24 protein-coding genes and 1 tRNA gene are annotated in these 20,466 nt (G+C 35.4%); 5 read left to right on the top strand and 20 right to left on the bottom strand.

Going from position 1 to position 20,466, the window contains the following annotated elements; all coding sequences use genetic code 11:
• Window positions 1-145: 145 nt before the first annotated feature.
• Genes yajC through nusB form a run of 3 tightly spaced genes read right to left on the bottom strand, consistent with a single transcriptional unit; the run spans window position 146 to window position 1,933 of the window.
• Window positions 146-514 carry a preprotein translocase subunit YajC gene (gene yajC, locus ACGHIN_RS07425; protein WP_390452210.1) on the bottom strand — a complete coding sequence of 123 codons (369 nt, stop codon included), beginning with the start codon at window positions 512-514 and terminating at the stop codon, window positions 146-148.
• A 10-nt stretch (window positions 515-524) separates the two neighbouring features.
• On the bottom strand, window positions 525-1,016 hold the full coding sequence (locus tag ACGHIN_RS07420) for a DUF1573 domain-containing protein (protein ID WP_390452208.1): 492 nt from the start codon (window positions 1,014-1,016) through the stop codon (window positions 525-527).
• 11 nt (window positions 1,017-1,027) lie between these two features.
• Window positions 1,028-1,933 carry a transcription antitermination factor NusB gene (gene nusB / locus ACGHIN_RS07415; protein WP_390452207.1) on the bottom strand — a complete coding sequence of 302 codons (906 nt, stop codon included), beginning with the start codon at window positions 1,931-1,933 and terminating at the stop codon, window positions 1,028-1,030.
• Between the two features lie 90 nt (window positions 1,934-2,023).
• Here nusB and ACGHIN_RS07410 point away from each other — a divergent pair, with 90 nt between their 5' ends.
• Window positions 2,024-3,685: an ABC transporter ATP-binding protein gene (locus ACGHIN_RS07410; protein ID WP_390452205.1), complete on the top strand. Its 1,662-nt coding sequence runs from the start codon at window positions 2,024-2,026 to the stop codon at window positions 3,683-3,685.
• Between the two features lie 99 nt (window positions 3,686-3,784).
• Window positions 3,785-4,120: a DUF3276 family protein gene (locus ACGHIN_RS07405; RefSeq protein ID WP_121459856.1), complete on the top strand. Its 336-nt coding sequence runs from the start codon at window positions 3,785-3,787 to the stop codon at window positions 4,118-4,120.
• Window positions 4,121-4,193: 73 nt separating this feature from the next.
• On the opposite strand, the gene ACGHIN_RS07400 is transcribed toward ACGHIN_RS07405, so the two are convergent.
• From ACGHIN_RS07400 to ACGHIN_RS07335, 14 genes are all read right to left on the bottom strand, one after another.
• Window positions 4,194-4,616 carry a VOC family protein gene (locus tag ACGHIN_RS07400; protein ID WP_390452202.1) on the bottom strand — a complete coding sequence of 141 codons (423 nt, stop codon included), beginning with the start codon at window positions 4,614-4,616 and terminating at the stop codon, window positions 4,194-4,196.
• Window positions 4,617-4,668: 52 nt separating this feature from the next.
• Window positions 4,669-4,914 carry a hypothetical protein gene (locus ACGHIN_RS07395; protein WP_390452200.1) on the bottom strand — a complete coding sequence of 82 codons (246 nt, stop codon included), beginning with the start codon at window positions 4,912-4,914 and terminating at the stop codon, window positions 4,669-4,671.
• A gap of 134 nt (window positions 4,915-5,048) precedes the next feature.
• On the bottom strand, window positions 5,049-5,234 hold the full coding sequence (locus ACGHIN_RS07390) for a hypothetical protein (RefSeq protein ID WP_390452198.1): 186 nt from the start codon (window positions 5,232-5,234) through the stop codon (window positions 5,049-5,051).
• A gap of 164 nt (window positions 5,235-5,398) precedes the next feature.
• Window positions 5,399-5,474: transfer RNA gene (locus ACGHIN_RS07385), tRNA-His, on the bottom strand.
• Window positions 5,475-5,509: 35 nt separating this feature from the next.
• Window positions 5,510-6,229 carry a bacillithiol biosynthesis deacetylase BshB1 gene (gene bshB1 / locus ACGHIN_RS07380; RefSeq protein ID WP_390452196.1) on the bottom strand — a complete coding sequence of 240 codons (720 nt, stop codon included), beginning with the start codon at window positions 6,227-6,229 and terminating at the stop codon, window positions 5,510-5,512.
• 81 nt (window positions 6,230-6,310) lie between these two features.
• Window positions 6,311-7,957 (bottom strand): tetratricopeptide repeat protein, encoded by a 1,647-nt coding sequence (locus ACGHIN_RS07375; protein ID WP_390452195.1) that lies wholly within the window; start codon window positions 7,955-7,957, stop codon window positions 6,311-6,313.
• A gap of 91 nt (window positions 7,958-8,048) precedes the next feature.
• Complete coding sequence (locus ACGHIN_RS07370) at window positions 8,049-8,918, bottom strand: PstS family phosphate ABC transporter substrate-binding protein (RefSeq protein ID WP_390452194.1); 870 nt, start codon at window positions 8,916-8,918, stop codon at window positions 8,049-8,051.
• Window positions 8,908-9,105, bottom strand: a complete 198-nt coding sequence (locus tag ACGHIN_RS07365) for a C4-dicarboxylate ABC transporter (RefSeq protein ID WP_390452192.1) — start codon at window positions 9,103-9,105, stop codon at window positions 8,908-8,910. Before ACGHIN_RS07365 ends, ACGHIN_RS07370 begins: the two co-directional genes overlap by 11 nt.
• Window positions 9,106-9,176: 71 nt before the next feature.
• Entirely contained in the window at window positions 9,177-10,010 is an 834-nt protein-coding gene (locus tag ACGHIN_RS07360; protein WP_390452191.1) for an energy transducer TonB, read from the bottom strand.
• A 23-nt stretch (window positions 10,011-10,033) separates the two neighbouring features.
• Window positions 10,034-10,588 carry an ExbD/TolR family protein gene (locus ACGHIN_RS07355; protein WP_390452189.1) on the bottom strand — a complete coding sequence of 185 codons (555 nt, stop codon included), beginning with the start codon at window positions 10,586-10,588 and terminating at the stop codon, window positions 10,034-10,036.
• A 9-nt stretch (window positions 10,589-10,597) separates the two neighbouring features.
• Window positions 10,598-11,206: an ExbD/TolR family protein gene (locus ACGHIN_RS07350; protein WP_390452187.1), complete on the bottom strand. Its 609-nt coding sequence runs from the start codon at window positions 11,204-11,206 to the stop codon at window positions 10,598-10,600.
• 66 nt (window positions 11,207-11,272) lie between these two features.
• Complete coding sequence (locus ACGHIN_RS07345; RefSeq protein WP_390452185.1) at window positions 11,273-12,139, bottom strand: MotA/TolQ/ExbB proton channel family protein; 867 nt, start codon at window positions 12,137-12,139, stop codon at window positions 11,273-11,275.
• Window positions 12,140-12,379: 240 nt separating this feature from the next.
• Window positions 12,380-15,193: a leucine--tRNA ligase gene (gene leuS / locus ACGHIN_RS07340; RefSeq protein ID WP_390452183.1), complete on the bottom strand. Its 2,814-nt coding sequence runs from the start codon at window positions 15,191-15,193 to the stop codon at window positions 12,380-12,382.
• Window positions 15,194-15,365: 172 nt separating this feature from the next.
• Window positions 15,366-15,839, bottom strand: coding sequence for a lipocalin-like domain-containing protein (locus ACGHIN_RS07335; protein WP_390452181.1), 474 nt, complete (start codon window positions 15,837-15,839; stop codon window positions 15,366-15,368).
• Between the two features lie 198 nt (window positions 15,840-16,037).
• Here ACGHIN_RS07335 and ACGHIN_RS07330 point away from each other — a divergent pair, with 198 nt between their 5' ends.
• From ACGHIN_RS07330 to ACGHIN_RS07320, 3 genes are read left to right on the top strand one after another with little or no spacing between them, the layout of a single operon-like run.
• Window positions 16,038-17,015, top strand: coding sequence for an acyltransferase family protein (locus ACGHIN_RS07330; RefSeq protein ID WP_390452179.1), 978 nt, complete (start codon window positions 16,038-16,040; stop codon window positions 17,013-17,015).
• Between the two features lie 23 nt (window positions 17,016-17,038).
• Window positions 17,039-17,794 (top strand): glycosyltransferase family 2 protein, encoded by a 756-nt coding sequence (locus ACGHIN_RS07325; protein WP_390452178.1) that lies wholly within the window; start codon window positions 17,039-17,041, stop codon window positions 17,792-17,794.
• Window positions 17,794-18,420 (top strand): deoxyuridine 5'-triphosphate nucleotidohydrolase, encoded by a 627-nt coding sequence (locus tag ACGHIN_RS07320; protein WP_390452176.1) that lies wholly within the window; start codon window positions 17,794-17,796, stop codon window positions 18,418-18,420. The genes ACGHIN_RS07325 and ACGHIN_RS07320 overlap by 1 nt, the downstream gene beginning before the upstream one ends.
• Here the strand turns inward: ACGHIN_RS07320 and ACGHIN_RS07315 are convergent.
• From ACGHIN_RS07315 to ACGHIN_RS07305, 3 genes are read right to left on the bottom strand one after another with little or no spacing between them, the layout of a single operon-like run.
• On the bottom strand, window positions 18,412-19,644 hold the full coding sequence (locus tag ACGHIN_RS07315) for a 3-deoxy-D-manno-octulosonic acid transferase (RefSeq protein ID WP_390452174.1): 1,233 nt from the start codon (window positions 19,642-19,644) through the stop codon (window positions 18,412-18,414). The genes ACGHIN_RS07320 and ACGHIN_RS07315 overlap by 9 nt on opposite strands.
• A gap of 8 nt (window positions 19,645-19,652) precedes the next feature.
• A complete protein-coding gene (locus ACGHIN_RS07310; RefSeq protein WP_390452172.1) occupies window positions 19,653-19,994 on the bottom strand; it encodes a cupin domain-containing protein in 342 nt (113 codons plus the stop codon).
• Window positions 19,995-20,001: 7 nt separating this feature from the next.
• Window positions 20,002-20,466, bottom strand: a complete 465-nt coding sequence (locus ACGHIN_RS07305; RefSeq protein WP_390452170.1) for a DUF1648 domain-containing protein — start codon at window positions 20,464-20,466, stop codon at window positions 20,002-20,004.

Raw genomic sequence — 20,466 nt, 5'->3', positions numbered from 1 at the left:
TAGAGTCTTGACGGAGCACACAAAAAAAAAAACCCAACACCCCCCCCCCCCCCCCACCAACACACAAAAACCCGAGACCAAAACCCCCCCCCCCCCCCCCCCCCCCCCCCCCCCCCCCCCCGCCGAGCTTTTATCATCAACTGAATTATTTCTTTTCAGTATCTATTTCTTTTTTCTCTGCTAGCTTTTCAGCAGCATTTTTAGTTGCTTTTTCTCCAAAACGGGTCTCCGTAAATTCTCTTGAAACTGCTGCTTTTTCAAATTTCAATTTTCCGGATAATGTTTCAATGATGAAACCATCTTCCTGAATCTGTGCAATTCTTCCATGAAGGCCGGAAGTAAGCACTACTCTGCTTCCTACTTTCAGATTTTCCTGAAAACTTTTCTCCTGCTTCTGTTTTCTCATTTGTGGTCTTATCATCAAAAAATAAAATCCCACAAACATCACTCCCATCATGATCAGCATCATTGATCCGCCGCCTTGTGGCTGTGCCTGTAAAAAAAGTGTTAACATATTCTTTTAATTAAGGTTGAATATCGGCAGTGAATGTTAATTTAATCGGAGAATTTTCTACGTTTACAAAAACATCTGCATATTTCTGAACGTTTCCGTCGAAATTGGTAGAATCAAAATGTAAAGTAATTTTTCCTTTTTTACCCGGTAAGATAGGTTCTTTCGTAAAATCCGGGGCTGTACATCCGCATCCAGGCTTTACTTCGGAAATTACCAACGGATTAGTACCGGTATTGGTAATCTCATAAACATGTTCTACTTTATCTCCTTTTTTGATTTTTCCGAAATCAAAATTGTTTTCAGATAAAGCGGCAGTGGTTAATGGTTGGGTAGAAGCTGTAGTAGTTACAGGAGCTTCTGCAACCTGGGCACTGTCATGTTGAATAGAACCAGAGGGTAATGTCTCCTGTGTTTCATTAGCTACCTTGTTTTCTTCTTTTTTGCAAGAAACCAATCCAAGGCCTATAATAGACAAAGCGATAATAGATAACGTCTTTTTCATGTGATATTCTGTTAAATTCTGTTTTTATCTTTACAATATTTATCTAAAATTCCATTAATGAAAATATTTGATCTGTCAGTAGCAAATACTTTTGCGATTTCAATATATTCATTAATAATTACTCTTGAAGGAGTCAAAGGAAAATTGTCAAGTTCTGCCATTGCGGTAGACAATATCACTTTGTCCATCAGAGAAACTCTTTCCAAATCCCAGTTTTCCAGTCTTTCTCCTAATTTCTTCTCATTATTCTCCCAGTTATTCAGGGTATCTCTTAAAAGTTTGCTGGCAAAGGTTTTATCATCTTCATCCTTAATCATTTTGATCAGTGTTCGGCTTTCTTCATCTTCCTTCATAAAGCCGATTGTCTTCTGAACCATTGAATTGGAAATATGGATGTCGTCTGACCATGATAACTCCTTGTCTTCGATATAATCATGGAAATCATCATTCTCAGCGATATATCGTAAAAACAGTTTACCAATGAACTTTTGATCATCCTCGAAAGAAGACTCTCCTTCCTTCATGAAATCCTGATAGCGTTTCCCGGCAGTAATCCGTTGAAAAGTTTTTACTAAAAGATCATCATGCAAATCCCACTTCAATTCTTTATGCTGACCTGAGAAGAAAAGTCTTTCCGGATTTTCTTCCAGCTTAGTCAGAATCTGATTGTTAATGAATTTTTGATTAGGATTTATATCTGCTTCAGTCTTGATGAATTTCTTTTTCCCGATTTCAATCTGATGTTCTGCTAATTCTTTAAGTCCCACCAGAAAATTGAGCTGGTAAATATAAAGATGATAGATTTTCTCTATTCCAGAGAACATATTTTTCTCTAAAACATCAAATTTAATAGGGTTCTGGTAGTATGAATACACACTTTCTACCACTTTTTCACGGATTTGTCTTCTTCCTAACATTCAAAGAGCTTTTTATGGGCGCAAAGATACAAAAATTAAAATTGATGAAATTCGTAATCTGTTGGTAATTTTGTAATTTTGTAAAAGTTTATGAAAGCTTTAAAAACTCTGAACCCTTACTTCTGGAAACACAAAATATTATTGTTTTGGGGGTTATTATTTATTATTGCCAGTAATTTCTTCAATATCTATAAAGTTCAGTTCGTTGGAAAATCCGTAGATGAACTTACAAAGAATGGACAGTTAGGATTCAACAGACAGGTTCTGATCTATGTAGCTATTATTGTAGGGTGTTCTCTTCTGACTGGTTTTTTCACTTTCATGATGAGACAAACCATTATTGTTGCTTCAAGAAGAATTGAATATGAACTTAAAAATAAAATCTACAGACATTATCAGGAATTATCTTTAACGGATTATAAGCAAACAACGATTGGAGATTTAATGAATCGTTTAAGTGAAGACGTCGTGGCTGTAAGAATGTATCTTGGGCCGGGAGTGATGTATGTAGTCAATTTAGTGATTTTATTGTTGATTACAAGCATTTATATGGTAAAAACGGATACATCCATGACTTTATGGACATTATTGCCGCTTCCCATTCTTTCTTACTTAATTTTTAAAGTAAGTTCCATTATTAATAAAAAGTCGAAAATCATGCAGAAAAGCCAGTCTGCAATCTCTACTTTTGTTCAGGACAGTTTTTCCGGAATCCGTGTGGTAAAATTCTTCGCCAGAGAAAAATATATTGAAAAAAACTATGGGGTAAAAGTTTCAGATTACCAGGATAAGGCTTTAGATCTGGCTAAAACAGAAGCTTATTTCTTTACCATCATTTTATTCGTTATCGGCCTACTGAACGTTGCCGTTATTTTAATTGGCGGACAAAAATATATTGCAGGAGAATTGAGTGTTGGTAAAATCGCTGACTTTTTCATGTATATTAATATCCTGATCTGGCCGTTCTCATTGGTAGGCTGGGTAACATCCGTTAATCAGAGAGCGGAAGCTTCCATGCAGAGAATTAATGAGTTTTTGGATAAAAAGTCTGAAATCGTTAATACAAATTTTGAAAACTATCCTATTAAAGGTGATATTGAATTTAGAAACGTTTCTTATGTATATCCAAACACCGGGATTAAGGCATTAGATAATTTAAGCTTCACTATTAAAGCAGGAGAATCTTTGGCAATCATGGGAAAAACCGGAAGCGGAAAATCAACCATAGCTTTATTGCTCTGCAGATTAATTGACCCTACGGAAGGAGAAATTCTCATTGATGGTAAAAACCTTAAAGAACATAATTTAGACAATTACAGAAATTTTATTGGATATATTCCGCAGGAAAGCTACCTGTTTTCAGATTCCATTGAGAACAATATCGGCTTCGCCATTGATCATCCATCTCATGAAAAAGTAGTTGAATATGCTACCATTGCTGATGTTCATAAAAACATTGTAGAATTCAAAGAACAGTACAAAACCATGGTTGGAGAGCGTGGGGTGATGCTTTCCGGAGGTCAAAAACAAAGAATTTGTATTGCCAGAGCATTAATTAAAGATCCTAAAATCATTATTTTCGATGATTCACTCTCGGCATTGGATACTGAAACAGAACAGAATATTCTTGAAAATATTGATGCTAAAATTCACAATGCCACATCCATAATTATCACACACAGAGAGTCTAGCGCTCAAAGAGCAAATAAAATGATTAATCTTACCGAAATTACCAATTCTATAACCGCTTAGCCGTTTCTTTTGGAATTGTTAAATAAATCATAAAAAAAATTTTGTGATTAAAAGAAAACTTTTATATTTGTTCTTAACAAGATTAAAAAATATCTAACAATGAGTGAATACAAGGAACGCCATGAAAATGAAATTTTCACGAAGGTGCTAAAAGCAGGGAGAAGAACTTATTTCTTTGATGTGCGCGAGACGAAAGCGGGAGATTATTATCTTACGATTACCGAAAGTAAAAAGAATTTCGGGGAGAATGGAGAAGCTACATTTGAGAAACACAAAATCTATCTTTACAAAGAAGATTTTAAAAGTTTTCAGGAGATGTTCAATGAGTCCACAGAATTCATCATTAATGAAAAGGGTGAAGATGTAATATCTGAGAAGCACGACAAAGACTTTAAAAGCAGATCTTACACTATAGATTCAGACGACGAAGTATAAAACCAGAAAATAGGAAAACATAAAGCATCTTCTCAGATGCTTTTTTTATGGGTATAAACCAATAATGGTTATATTATTTAGTGCTTACAACTTCTTCCCAAAGTTCAATCTTGTTCCCTTCAGCGTCCATAATATGAACAAATTTCCCATAATCATAACTTGTAATCTCATCAAGCACGGTTACTCCGTTTTCCTTTAATTGGTTCACAAGTGCTTCAATATTCTGAACACGGTAGTTGATCATAAAATCTTTTTTTGAAGGGGCAAAATATTCACTTCCATTTTTGAAAGGACTCCATTGCAGGGCATTGATCTCATCCGGATTGTTAATGTTTCTGGATTCAAAAGTAGAACCCCATTGATTAACATCTAATCCCAAATTTTTTGCATACCATTCTCTTGTCTGTTCAGGATTATCAGAAAAAAAGAAAATTCCTCCAATTCCTATTACCTTTGGAGTCGTATCATTTATTGTTTCGTTTTTTTGTTCTTCCATTTTTATTTCTTGTTATTAAGATAAGATTACATTCAAAAAATTTACCCCTTTATTATTTCATATCGTAAACTGTTTTAATTTTCTTGATTCTTTCAAACGCTTCTATAAAATCAGGATTTATTTTTTTCTCTTTTTCCCTCAAAACTTTTTCCCATGTTTTATATTCTGGGTCTGATTCAGATATTTTGTCTAATTCTTTTTCTGCATAGTTTTTTAATTCAAATATATTTTCATATTCTTTAAAAATCATCTCAGCTACATCAATAATACTCCCAACACATCCTTGGGTGTAAATCATTTTTAAGGGAAATTGCCTATAATATTCATAAATAGAAACAACTCTAGGTTCATTTCTTGCTATAAGCTCAAAACAAGAATATAATCTTAAACAGTTACTTGAATTTTTACTAAGAATCAATAAATCCTCATTGGTTAGCTTATTTTTAATCTTCTGAAAAGATAAATAGATTTACTGTCTTCCCCGACAATTCCAACTGAACTCGATTCAGCGTAATCAAGCTTTGCTAAAGGCTGAATTAATTCAAGTTTATCTCCGCTCAATTGGGCCGAAAATAAAACTCCCCAAAGCAGATTTATAAATAATAAAATTCTTTTCATTATTTCATCTGTTATAGTAGTTCGAATTTAATAAAAAGTTTGATAATATTGCTATTCTAAAATATTCAAGATCTAAATGCCATATTGACATTTCATTATTAAGAATCTAATGAGAAAATTAGGATTTTTAAATAAAAAAATCCTGCAATAAATACAGGATTTTTGGGTGAATGATGGGTCTCGAACCCACGACCTTCGGAACCACAATCCGACGCTCTAACCAACTGAGCTACAATCACCGTTTTGTGGTTGCAAATATAGGGATAATATTTAATCTACAAAACAATTCCGTCAAAATTTTTCATTGCAATCAGCTTTTCTGTCGTAAATCCCTCAGCATAAGCTACTCCCGATAATCGTCCTAAATCCTGAGCTCTGTATGTTAAACTTTCAAAGAAGTCCTTTGTAGCAATTGGCGTTACGGGCTCATTGGAATTAGGATTATAAAACTGAGTTTTAAAAGCCATGCAAGCTTCAATTTTTTTATCGAGATGTTCTGATATATCAATAACAAATTCGGGCTGAATATGCTTCCATTGGATGTAATGGAAAATATGTTTAGGCCTCCATACTTCCTGATTTTCGCCTTCTTCCACTGTTTCTATCTTTCTTAAACCCGCCAAAAAACACGCATCTGACACTAATTTCGCTGCTTTTGCATGATCCGGGTGTCTGTCATCAATTGCGTTAGCTAAAACGATCTCCGGGCGGTATTTACGAATCATTTTAACGATCTTCAACTGATACTCCTCTGAATTTACAAGGAAACCATCTTTTAATCCCAGATTCTCTCTTGCAGAGACTCCCAAAATCTTAGCAGAATGGGCGGCTTCTTCTTTCCTGGTTTCTTCTGTCCCCCTTGTTCCCAATTCTCCTTTGGTAAGATCTACAATGACGCATTTTTTTCCTTCTGAAACTAATTTGGCAATAGTACCGCCACATCCTAATTCCACATCATCAGGATGTGCCCCGAATGCAAGTATATCTGTTTTCATATTTTCAAAGATAAGACTTAAAATAAAAACTTCCCAACCATAAGATTGGGAAGTTTAATTATCTATAATTTACAATATAAATTATTTGTTGATCTCTGCATTTAATTTCACTGCATCTTCATAAGTAGGATCTAACTGTAAAGATTTTGCCACGTAATCCTTCGCTTTGGCGATATCTGAGTCTTTGCTCATGTAAGCTACTGCAAAATATGCGTATGCTAACGTTTGTTTATTAGCTTCCATATCAGCAGGCTTTACAGTACTAATGAATTTCTCATATGCTGTTTTTGCCGCATCGTTATTCCCTGCCTGTTGGTAAGAGTAACCTTGGCTGTAATAAGCAGGTGCCCAATCAGGAAGAAGAGCGATCATTTTCTGCCATGTTAAGATAGCACCATTCCAGTTCTTGGCATCCTGATAAGCTGTTGCCAACTTAAACAATGAATCTGAATCCTGAGCATTAGCAGCGACTTTCTTTTTCAGCGCTTCAATTTCAGGAGTCGTTGGTCCCGCATCTACAGAGCCTTGTGTAGCTCCTCCAGCGATATTGGCCAATTCTATATCCCACTTCATTGTTTCATCTTTAGCAGCTTTTGCAATGGCAACTTTTTGCTGAGCTTCCGTAGTTAGAGCTGTTTTTTTAGCAGGATCTTTCTCATCCTTAGCTAATCCCGCAGCGATCAATCCTTGCAATCCCTGATCCGCAGGTTGTACTCTTGATTTATCTGCCTGGGAAACGAAAGTATCCATACTTTGTTTAGCTTCCGCATATTTTCCGTCAGCATATAATTGATAAGCTCTTAACTTGAACTTAATAGGATCATTAATTTTATCAAAGATTTTATCTAATACCTGCTTAGAGTTTGCATAATCTTCATTGGTGAAGTATAGTTTAGCAATTTCTAGCTGTGTATATGGATCCTCATCCGCATATTTCGTATAGTTGATCAGATCCTGAGTCGCTTTCGCATTTTGCTGATATCTAATATCGTAAGCTGCCAAAGCTTTATAAGCCGGTGCATACGTAGCATCTACAGCAATAGCTTTGTCTATATTTTCTTTGGCAAGTTTCCATTGCTGTGCAGCCATCCATAAAGTTCCCATTCTCGTAAATACAGAAGCTTTGTTTTTAGCTGTAGGCAATGCTTTTTCATAAGCACTCATGGCATCACCAGGAAGCTTTTTCAATCTGTAAGCATCTCCTAAAGTGTAATAATAATTAGCAGGTACTCCTTTTTTCTGTGCTTTTTCAACAGCTTTATTCAGAAACTGGATTGCCAGATCAGGGGCATTATTCTTTTCAAATAGAGTTAATGCTTCTGCTGCTCTGAAAAGAACTTCCGCATCTTTTTCTTTAGAATCTGCTACAATCTTTTGAATTTCGGCTACAGCACTTTTATCTCCTTTACCTAATTTTACTGCTGCCAATCCAATTTTATTAAGGTAGCTTTTGCTGTCTGCAGCAAGACCTTTATTAAAATTTTCTGTAGCTGTTGCAAAATCAGGCTCTACTTGTTTTAAGTATGTATTTCCTAAATAAAAATAATTCTCAGCGGTAGGCTCTTTCGCAATCATTTGTGTGAAATTGTTTTTTGCCTGGGCAAATTTATCGCTGTCTACACTATTAATACCATCCTGTAGTGTTTGCGCAAACGCAAAATTGGTAAAAAATACCACTGCCGCTCCAAAAGCAATCTTCTTTACATTCATAATCATTATATCTTTCATTTTATATTTTTCTAAAACTGAATAAATTACACACAATTTTCAGACCAAAATTGTGTATGTGCTTTGGTTAAAGGTTTAATTTAATATTTTTTTAACGCATTTGTACTTCTCTTTTGTACAAATTATAGGGCTGCAGCCCTTCTTTTTCAACAATCATCTGTCCTAATTGAGTACAGGAATAACGGATAAAACCGTTAGCAATACTGAAATTACCTTCGCTGGTTAAAAAATATAAAATCCGCGTAAAAGGATACTTCATTTCACGTAATCCATTAACATCCGGATAATAGTCTTTCCCACCGTTTTCAACTGGTAATATTTTTACCATGTCTCTGAGCTTCTCAGAGGTTTTATCATAAGGTCTGCTGAATGTATTTAACCCAATAACTCCAATTTTATTGGGATATTTATCAAGTTGCTCTATGATATTCTGATTTCCGGAAATAATGGAAAATTTCAGATCTCTGGGCTGTTTCTGGATCTTTTCTGCTACAAAATTCAAATTGCTGGAATTGGTTCCGTCAAAAATGAAATTTTTGTCCTCAGAATTTAATTCATTTTTGATTTCATCCATAGTAATCTTTGTTTTTGGAGAATTTTTAGGTACTACAAAAACAACGGCATCTGCTGCAAACCTTGCAGGCATATATTTCAAGTCTACTTTCTCCTCGTATGCTTTGATTTCCTCTTTGGATAAAGATCTTGACATCACGATAAGCTTTGCTTTATTGTCTAACAAATCCAAAAATCCGAGGTCCTCTTTCTTTGTTTCCACCTTAATATGGGTATCCGGATAATTAATCATATATCCTTCCGTTAAAGCCTGAGTTACGCTTTTGAATGATTCATCCGTAAGAACAGTGAGGTTTCCTTTGCTATATGTGGGAATATTTTCATCTTTCTTCTTCTTGCATCCCAACACGATAAGTATAAAAGAAAGTAGTAATAGTTTACTCTTCATTTTTTGTATTTTTTAATCTGGATATTGCTCTGAAAATTCTGAAAATACCGTAAATTACCAATACAATTCCCAGCGGATAGGCCACCGCAGGTTCCAGAACTATAAAAAAGAATTTATAGGTAATAACGACAATACCCAGGATGATATAAAAAAATCCGGTAACTAATGATAACCAATTGAACATCATGTAACAAAAATACCAAAAAAAATAAAAAAGAGAAGCAATTGCTTCTCTTTTTTATTCGAATTTATATTATATTATTCAAAATTCATAGTGAAAGGTATACTATAGTATGACCTTACCGGTTCCCCGTTCTTTTTACCAGGCTTCCACTTCTTCAGGGTTTTAACCACTCTGATGGCTTCACTGTCAAAATCTCCGTTTCCGGATTTTGAAGTAACCTGTACTCCTGAAACTGAACCGTCTCTCTCAACAACGAATTTTAACTTCGCTGTTAATTTTCCTTCTCCTTCTATACTTGTATCGAAGTTATCTCCAAGGTATCTTCTCAAAGCGTCCATACCACCAGGGTATTCTGCCGATTGGTCTACCACATCATATACTTCATTGGTATTTACAGTCTTCACTTCAGCAGTAGAAGTTTTAGTTCCTGTAGAAGGTGGCGGAGGTGGTGGTGTATAAGCCGGAGCTTTTACCCCTTCCTGATTCTGCAAACCAGTAGTAGTTTCTAACTGCTTTGAAATCGGTGGTGGTGGAGTTTCCACCTTAGGAGCTACCTTAGGTTCCGGAACAACGTTCTGAATTACCTCAATTTTCTCCTCCTCTTTTGGTGGTGGAGGTGGTGGAGGTGGTGCTTCTTCAGGTTGTTCAAGAACTTTATCTTCCTGTAATACATCTACTAAGTTTGCCTCAACTTTGGTTTCCTCCTTCGCATTCATCTGCTTGATTTTCATCACAATGAATGGAGTAGCAACCGCAAGAACAAAGAAAGCTGTACCGATAAGGAAAGATCTAGTAAGCAATTTTGGATAGCTGCTTCTTAAATCATAGGCTCCATACTCCTTATTTCTATGTTCAAATACAATTTCATCTAAAGTAAGATTATTATTGTATGTATTTTCATTTGCCATATCTTTCAATATTTATGGTTAAATTACTTTGCTGCCGGAGCTGGTCCAACTTTTTTCTCATAAATAGCTTTTTCCCATGGCTTCACATCGGTAACCCCGTACTGCTCGCTTTTGGTAATCGCCATTTCATCAAGAATATCAACAAAGTTTTTATATACAGCATCATCAGTAGGCTTGATAATCACAGTAAACTTAGATTTATCAGCTGCTCTGTTTTTTGCATCCTCAATTACTTTTCTAATTCCTTCTCTATCAAAGGTAGTTTCATTAAGATTCTGATCAGTCAGCGTCGTATTATCCTGCTGATGCCAGAAGATCTTATTATCTCTTCCTAATAATAAAGAAATAGAGTTAGAAAGTTTAATTTCCGTATCTGGTGGTTTCTGGTTTTCTTTCGGTTTAGCCGGAAGCCCCAAATCCATAACGTTTGGTTTACTAAATGTAGTGGTGAACATAAAGAAGGTAATCAAAAGAAACCCTAAGTCCACCATCGGAGTCATATCTACACGGGTATTCTGCTTTTTCGAGCGGACCTTGCCGCCTTTCCCGCCATCCTCTTTTACTTGTACTTCTGCCATTTCTAATAATTATTCATTAGGGTTACCTTCTTGTGATGTAATCAACCAAAATTTAAGAAAATCAATGTCTCTTAAACCTTCAAATAAACTTTTAACTTTTGGATATTCAGTTTGAACGTCACCTTTAATGGCTAGTTTATATTCAGGGTTTATTGCTAAACTCTGCTGGATCCAATCTACCAATTGTTTATTTGTACTGTCCATAGGAATCCCTGGAGCTCCTTTAAATGCTTTCTGCTCATCTTCTGGTAAATCCAAATAACTCTTTAACTGCGTCATTGGAACACCAATTGCCTGAACTTTTGTGAATGCTACTTTTTCTGCATCAGTAAACTTAACTCCATATTTTTGTCCCATATTTTCCAATAACTGAATTCTTTCAGTTCCGTTTTCTACAGGCTGGAAGTAAAATTTACCTCCCGGAGTTACATTTACCGACATTAAGCTAGCGTCCGGCAATATTTTTTCTGATATTGAAGATGGCGGTTTTATTTGTTCCACATCAGGTTTTTTAAACTGAGTGGTCAAGATAAAGAACGTAAGTAGTAGGAAAGCAACGTCACACATTGCCGTCATATCCGTAACTACTCCATGTCTTTTTGGTTTGACTCTCGCCATATTGATTGTAAAATTTTAAATTAAACTTCTTTTTATGATGCAAATTCCTTGCTAGAAAATTATTTCTTAGTGGAATTCTGCAAAAGACTGTTGGATGCTCATTGCGATCTCATCGATCTTATAAGTTAATCCGTCAATTTTAGAAGTAAAGAAGTTATAAAGGATGATAGCGATTGCTGAAGTACCAATACCTAAAGCTGTGTTGATCAAGGCTTCAGAGATACCGATTGATAGTGCAGCAGCATCCGGAGTACCACCACCAGAACCTAATGCGAAGAATGCTTTGATCATCCCGATTACCGTTCCTAATAGTGCAACTAATGTAGCCACTGTACCTAAAGTAGAAAGAATCATCATGTTCTTTTCTAACATTGGCATTTCAAGGGTAGTAGCTTCTTCGATTGCCTTGTTAAGAGCTACCATTTTTTGTTCTTTATTTAAAGTAGTGTCGCTAGCTAAAGCTTTGTACGTTGTAAGACCTTCTTTTACTACGTTACCTACTGAACCTTGCTGTCTGTCGCACTCTTCTAAAGCTTCATCCACTTTGTTCTGGTTTAGAAGGCTTCTGATTTTTAATACGAAGTTATCAAGATTTCCAGATCCTGAAGCTTTTCTAAGAACGAAGAAACGCTCGAAAGAGAAAACGATTACAGTGATCATAAACGTAATCAAGATTGGTACGATTGGTCCTCCCATGTAAATAATTCCCATGAAAGACTCAGGGTGAAGTTCTTTTGAAGGTATATCTGCCATTGCTACTGAAGCAGCACCATTTAATCTTGGGTCAGCTTTAAAATTCCCAGGATTACCAAGAACGAATAAATAAATAGCGATACCTATTAATAATAAGATAGGAATAATTAATCCCGGGTTTAACCCTCCTTGCTTTCTAGCAACTACTTGCTCATCATTTTTTGAAACATTCATTTCCATATTTAACTAAATTATATTGTTTTAAATTTTTACAAGGTGTAAATTAAAGGCAAAATTAATTAAAATGCAAGAGACTGAAATAAACATTTTAGTTTTTTTTGACAAAGAAATTTTAATACAATTCCGATATTTCAATTATTTTCTCTTTTTTTGGCAATATTTACTAATTTTTAAAAATACGTTAAAAATTTAAAAATATTCAGCCCTCATTTTTTTTAATTTACCAATGTTAATTTTTTTTTAAATTACTATATTCACGATTCTTTTAGGAACTACAATGATTTTTTTAGGGGTTTTACCTTCTAAAATCTGCTGCATTTTCTCGTCTCCAAGCACCAAGTCTTCAACTTCTTTGGGAGATAATTGAGCGGAAAGTGACAGTTTGAATTTCGTTTTACCGTTTACACTTACCGGATATTCGATTTCATCTTCTACCAAGTAAGCTTCATTCAATACCGGGAACTTTTCAAATTCAATAGAAGTATGGTGCCCTAACAGATTCCAAAGCTCCTCACAGATGTGTGGTGCATAAGGAGAGATGATAACGGATAAAGGTTCCAAAATATTGCGTTTGTTGCATTTTATTTTTTGCAACTCATTCACGGCAATCATAAATGAGGATACCGAAGTATTAAAAGAGAAGTTTTCGATATCAAAAACTACTTTCTTTATTAAGGTATGTAAAACCTTATACTCTTCTTTTGTTGGCTCTTCGTCTGAAACTTCAAAAGTATCTCCATTGAAATATAAGTTCCAGAATTTTTTAAGGAAACCATATACTCCGCTTAATCCCTGAGTGTTCCAAGGCTTGGATTGCTCCAACGGCCCTAAAAACATTTCATACAATCTTAATCCGTCTGCTCCGTATTCTTCACAGATGTCATCAGGATTCACTACGTTGTATTTTGACTTGGACATTTTTTCTACTTCACGATCTGTAATGTATTTGCCGTCTTCTAAAATAAATTCTGCATCTGCATAATCCGGTCTCCATTGTTTGAAAGCTTCTGTGTCCAATTCGTCTGATGTTCCTTTTAATAAAGATACATCCACATGAATTTGCTGTGTCTGATAATCTTTTGCTAAGTTTTTAGATACATATTGATTCGTGCCATCGATTCGGTATACAAATGCACTCATCCCTAAAATCATCCCTTGGTTGATCAATTTCTGGAAAGGTTCATAATGATTGATCCATCCTCTGTCCTTTAAGAACATATTCCAGAAACGGGAATATAATAAGTGTCCTGTTGCGTGTTCACTACCTCCAATATATAAATCTACCTGTCCCCAATAATCTGACAGATCCTTCGCACAAAATTCTCCGTCATTCTGAGGATCCATATATCTTAAGAAATACCATGAGCTTCCTGCCCAACCCGGCATGGTGGAAAGCTCTAACGGGAAAACCGTTTTCTCATCAATTAAATCTGTAGACACTACTTTTTGGTTGGCTTCATCCCACGCAAAAGTTTTCGCATTTCCTAATGGTGGATCTCCGTCTTCAGTCGGCAAGTATTTTTCAACTTCCGGAAGTTCTAATGGCAGAGCTGAAACGGGTAATGTATAAGGCATACTATCCTTATAATATATAGGAACCGGTTCCCCCCAATAACGTTGTCTTGAAAAAATAGCATCTCTTTGCTTATAATTTACCGTTCCGAAACCTATTCTTCTGTTTACAATTTCTTCAATGATTTTTGTTTTAGCCTCTTCATAGCCTAATCCGTTCAAGAAATCTGAGTTGATGCAAACACTGGTTTTAGAATCAAATGATTTTTCCTGAACATCTTCATCGGTTTCAACCACTTTCTTAATTTCCAATCCGAATTTTTTCGCAAATCTGTGATCGCGTTCATCGTGAGCAGGAACGGCCATTACGGCACCTGTTCCATATCCCATCAAAACATAATCTGAAATATAGATCGGCATTTTTTCATTACTGAACGGATTGATTGCATAACTTCCGGTGAAAGCTCCTGAAACGGTTTTCACATCTGCCAAACGGTCTCTTTCTGTTTTCTTGGAAGTTTCTTCAATATAATGATCTACTTCTGCTTTTTGAGCTTCTGTAGTAATAGTATCCACTAAAGGATTTTCTGGAGCCAATACCATAAAGGTAGCTCCAAAAATAGTATCCGGTCTTGTGGTGAACACTTCGATTACCTCATCTTGATTTTCCACCTTAAATGTCACCTGTGCTCCCTGGGATTTTCCAATCCAATATTCCTGGGAATCTTTTAGAGGTTGTGGCCAGTCTAATGTTTTAAGACCTTGTAATAATCTTTCAGAATATGCAGAGATTCTCATACTCCATTGCATCATTTTCTTTTGATATACAGGGAATCCTCCTCTCTCTGACTTTCCGTCTTTCACCTCATCGTTTGCCAATACTGTTCCTAAAGCAGGACACCAGTTGACAGTTGTCTCTGCTCTGTAGGCTAAACGGTAATTTAATAAAATATCTTCTTTATCAAGATCAGAAGCATTGTTCCACTCTTCTGCAGTGAAGTTCAATTCATCATTTTGATTGGCATTTAAGCCTTCTGTTCCTTTTTCTTTAAAATGCTGAATCAATGTTTCTATAGATTCTGCCTTGTCTGTACTTTTATTGTACCATGAGTGAAACAGCTGGATAAAAATCCATTGTGTCCATTTATAATAGGAAGCATCAGAAGTTCTCACTTCTCGGCTCCAATCGAAAGAGAATCCGATTTTTCTTAACTGTTCCTCATATCTGGTAATATTCTGTTCCGTAGTAATAGCGGGATGCTGTCCTGTCTGGATGGCATATTGTTCAGCAGGTAGCCCAAAGCTATCGTAGCCTATCGGGTGCAGTACATTGAAACCCTGATGTCTTTTATATCTTGCATAAATATCCGATGCAATATATCCCAGCGGATGCCCTACGTGAAGACCAGCTCCTGAAGGATATGGAAACATATCAAGAACATAAAATTTAGGTTTATCTGTGTTATTGGAAGTTTTATAGGTTTGATTTTCTTCCCAATATTTCTGCCACTTTTTTTCTATCTGCTGATGATCGTAAAACACTTTTTATAATTAGATGTTAGATGTTAGACTTTAGGTATAGATTTTCTTTATAATTGAAAACTCCACAAAAATAAAGATTTTAAAAGAAATGGAACTTTAATTTTCAATTAATATAGTTCATAAAAAAGTCCCACCCGAAGATGAGACCTTATTATTATTTACATTCTGCTTATTATTGAGGAATTCTCTTTAATGTATAAGTCACTGAATGGTATTCATTAGGATCTGTAGTATCTTCAATGGTAAGATTCAACGTAGTTTCATTGAGGGTCATCACTTTTCCTTTATCCGGGGTTACAATTCCCTGATACTTTATCTGTACAGCTTTACTACTTTTATCATAAGTATATGTAAGGTTACGCTCAAAAGTGGTATCACATTGACCTGGAGTTGCGCTGTCTCCCTTGTCCGTTCTTTTTCCCGTCCCTCCTTCTGCGAATACCCATCTTCCTTCTTTCTGACAGGTTGTGTAGGTAATTTCATCGGAAACACCTGCTCCTCCTACAGGAACCGTTGTAATCACTTCTTTAATGGGCTGCCAAGTTCCTACTAATGGATATTCAATGGTAGTATTATCGTCATCATCATTACATCCAGTAGCTACAAATAATGATAAACCCGCAAATAGTAATGCTAATTTCTTCATATATCAAATTTTTCAATCGCTAAAATTATAATTTTTTTGATTTAGTTGATAGTTTTTTGTGAAAAATTATTTCAAAAACAAATATTTCTATATATAATCAAAGAATTAAACTTAAAATTCTCCTTATTCATCAAACATTCCGGGTGTATATTATCCCTCTATTTTAATTAAAAAGCTATTTTTGCACAAACAATACAAATGCAAGACATAACGAAAAATAATTTTGACTTTTTACGTGTTCTCCTCGCTTTCATCGTATTTCTCGGGCATTTGGGTACTTTAAGCGCCTCTAAAGAGCTTAAAATTCTTGAAAACAGCCCTATAGAAATTGCCGTTTTTGGTTTCTTTATTGTCAGTGGATTTCTTATTGCCAGAAGTTACGACAGATCATCCAGCTTAAAAAGTTACCTGAAAAAGAGAATCAACAGGATTGTTCCCGCTTATTTACTGGTTATTTTTTTATGTGCAATCCTGTTAAGCTTAATAAGCACCTACTCTTTTACAGAATATTTCAGCAACCCGCAGGTTTACAAATATCTTTTCTGGAATTCTTTATTCTTAAATTTTAAAGCACCCTGGCTTCCCGGAGTTTTCGGAAATCAGGCTGTGAATGGCGCTTTATGGACACTTAAGGTGGAAATGTGTTATTATTTTTGTGTTCCGTTATTGTTTTTGCTTTTTGGAAAAAACAACAAATACAGAAACCTGAGCCTGATTATCATCTATTTTTTATCTTTGGTATATCTTAATTATTTTGAGTCATTAGATAAAATTTCAATATCCAAACAAATTCCGGGGGTACTGTGCTATTTTATTCCGGGAATGCTGATCTACTTCAATTTCGATAAGTTTATTCAACATAAGAATGTACTTTTTATCATTGCAATGCTTACCGTATGGATCGATTTGATTTTTGATATCAAGCTGGTTTCTCCTGCTATGCTTGCCATCATTGTCTTATATATTGCTTATTCCTTCAAATTTTTAAATAACTTCGGGAAGTATGGTGATTTCACCTATGGTATTTATATTTTCCATTTCCCCATAATCCGGACTTTTACTGCTTTAGGACTCTTTGCCCAGTATAATCCTTATATTATGGCTATATTTTGTGCATTGCTTGTCATAGCAATAGGAGTTGCTTCATGGCATTTATATGAAAAAAGATTTTTATAATTTTGCTAAGTAGAAAACACCTAATGAAAGATCTTGTTTCCATTATTACTCCCTCCTATAATTCTGCCGAGTTTATCGAAGAAACCATTCAATCTGTCCTGAACCAGACCTATGAACACTGGGAATGGCTGATCACGGATGATCTTTCTAAAGACAATACGGTAGAAATCATCAGAAAATATAACGATCCGAGAATAAAGCTTCATGTTCTGGAAAAAAATGGCGGCGCAGGCAATGCAAGAAATAAGAGCCTTGAAAGGGCACAAGGAAGATATATTGCCTTCCTGGATTCTGATGATTACTGGTATCCGGATTATTTGAAAACCATGACTGATTATATGCAGGATCACCAGGTAGAACTTGTATATTGTAATTATTCAAGATGTAATGAACAATTGCAACCTGTGCTAAAAGATTTTCAGGCAGATAAAATCGTGACTTTTTCCAATCTTTTGAAAACCTGCAGACTGGCTCCGGTTTCTACGATGTATGACACCAAAAGAACCGGTAAATTTTTATTCCCGATAAAAAGCAAACGTGAGGATCATGTAATGTGGCTGAACCTACTTAAGGAAATTCCGGAAGGTCATCCTGTGAAGCAAACCCTTGCCAAATACAGGATGCGTGAAAACAGTGTTTCCCGAAAGAAAAAGAATATCATAATAGATCAATATCTGGTCTATAAAGATTTTATGGGATTTTCTACATTAAAATCCTTGTACTATACAATCAATTGGGCAATGAACGGGTTTATGAAATATTCTAAGATTTTTAATTGATGGAATATTCAAAAGAGTTTAAAGCGGCTTTAAGTAACTTTTCTTCCATAGAAAAAGACCGCCTTATTTTCAGGTTACTGAAAAAGGATAAGCTTTTATCTAAAAAATTGTATTTTGAACTTATTGATCAGGAAACTACGGATGACAAGCGGAATGCCATGGAAGAAAATATCCGTGAAAAAGTTCTGTTGTCTTCGAAGTATATCGGAAACTCAAAATATTTCCTGAGCATTATCCGAAAAATCAGCGCTGAAATTACGGAACATGTAAAGATTACCACCGATAAGTTCGGTGATGCATCTCTCAACATCTTACTGATTAACAATATTTTAGCATACAACACAGAGCTTAGCCACCAAAGGTTTGACAATGTTTATAAGCTGTACATTTATATCATCAATAAGATTTTTAAAGCTTTGATTTTAATTAAAAAATTAGATGAAGATTATTGGATGGAAATTGATGAATTGTTGGGCGAACTGCATCAGAAAATAAACAACAATCATTATTTGCTGAAGCTTTGCACGAATAACAGCTTAGATCTTACTTGGCTGAAATGCGAAAATATTCCGGACAATATAGATCTGATTGTGAAGGAAATCAAGAATCAGGGATATTTAAGATAGTATTTTTTCTAAAATAAGTTTGGTGGAGTTGGGTTTTTCATCTACAAACTTTCTGGCATTTTCCGACATGGATTTCAACGTTTCATTATCGTTCAACAGAAAAAAAATAAATTCCGCCGCCATTCCTTCTTTCTCAAAGGATTTTCCGCCGTCTACAGAAATCAGCTCATCTGCTTCAGGATTTTTCCGGTAATGGTTTCCAAAAACCACAGGCACACCAAATGTTGCTGCTTCCAGGATGTTATGTAATCCAGCTTCATGAAAGCCACCACCTACAACAGCAATATCTGCATAAGAATACAGCTTTGACAATAAACCTATGCTATCAATAATTAAAACTCTTGAATTAAAGGTTGGGCTATGATTTCGGCTCACCTCACTGTATAATAATGCATCCGGAAGAATTTGTTTCAGGTTCTCAACCCTTTTTAAATCGTGAGGAGCAACAATAATTCTTACATAAGGATTGCCTTTCACCACATCTTCAGCAATTTTTTCTTCCGCATGCCATGAACTTCCAAAAATCACAGCTTTCTCATTTCCGATAAATTCTTTGATGAAATCTACATGGTTATCCCTTTCTTTCAACTGCTTTACACGGTCAAATCTTGTATCACCTGCAACAGAAGATTGGGTAAGGCCTATACTTCTGGCCCATAAAAAAGATTCTTTCGTCTGATGAAAAAACCAGTCTATATTGTTCTGTAGCTGCTTTACCAACCATTTTCCGTACGAAGTAAAAAAAGCCTGCCTGTCATAAAACAAAGCGGAAATAACATATGTTTTTACATTCTGTTTCTTTAATGCCTCCAGAAGATTGTACCAGTAGTCATATTTCACTGTAAAAAACAGCTCTGTATGAAATTGTGAAACAAAGTGCTGAATGTTACGCTTTTTATCAAATGGCAGATAACAGATCACATCTGCCAGGTGTTTCTTTTTAATCACATTTTCGTATCCGGAAGGCGAGAAAAACGTTATCAGAATCTTATGTTGGGGGAACCGTTCCTTTAACTTTTCCAACACAGGAAGCCCTTGTTCGTATTCTCCTAAGCTGGCCGCATGCATCCAGATAACTCTGTCGGATGTTGAAAATGCCGATTTTACTAAATGTAAGGATTGTTTCCTCCCTTCCACTCCTTTTTTTGTTTTTTCATTGAACCATGAGAAAACTTTCATTCCAAAGATCAGGAGATTGATGAATATGTTATAAAGAAAGGACATTTTAGCTATTATTGGGTTTCAATTCTGTCGTTATTCGTAGAAGGACTGGAAATAACCAGAAATTCCAGATCTTCTGAAGTTTCATTGGAAATTTTGTGTCCGGATCCGGGTAAGATGGAAATACTTTCACCAGTTTTGACGAAAACTTTTTCATCATTCAGATAAAAAACGGCATCCCCTTTCAAAATATAGAAGAATTGTTCCGCATACTCATGGAAATGAAGTTTTTCCGAAGTTCCGGATGGCATTTTCTCCTGCTTTACGGATAAGTTCTGAGCATCCCTAAGAACCCAGCTATCACAGCCGTCCCCCCAAATATAATGCTCAGAATTTTTTTTTGAATGTATCATTGCCGGTTTAAGATTTCTCAGATTTCCCTTTTTTAATCATCAGAAATATATTCACCCCAATCACAATAAATAAAAGGCTTAATAAAACAAAGACAGTATTCGTCATTTCTTTCAGTTTTCCCTGAGCAACCCAAACACTTTCTACAATCGCATCTGCAAATAAAAGTAAAACGGGAAGCAATATGCTGTACATAAGCCGCTTTAAACTTTCTTTGTTCCGATAGCTATCGGGAACATTCAGCAAAGGGGAGCCCGGATCTTTTGGAATTCCCACCAATAGTAAAAATATAAAAGTTGCCACAGCGGGTAAAAACCAGATCGCTCTCTTTTCACTTTCGCCGTCTACACTTCCGTTTACAGCGAAATGAGAAGGTACTGTTTCAGGTAAACCGGCATATTCTATTCCTATAAATACCCAAATAGAAATAAGCAAAAGAATATTTACGGTTAACAATACACTGGAAATTTTCAT

The sequence above is a fragment of the Chryseobacterium barbadense genome, assembly GCF_042849955.1.
Lineage (GTDB): Bacteria > Bacteroidota > Bacteroidia > Flavobacteriales > Weeksellaceae > Chryseobacterium.
This window is presented reverse-complemented; position numbering and strand designations above follow the sequence as displayed.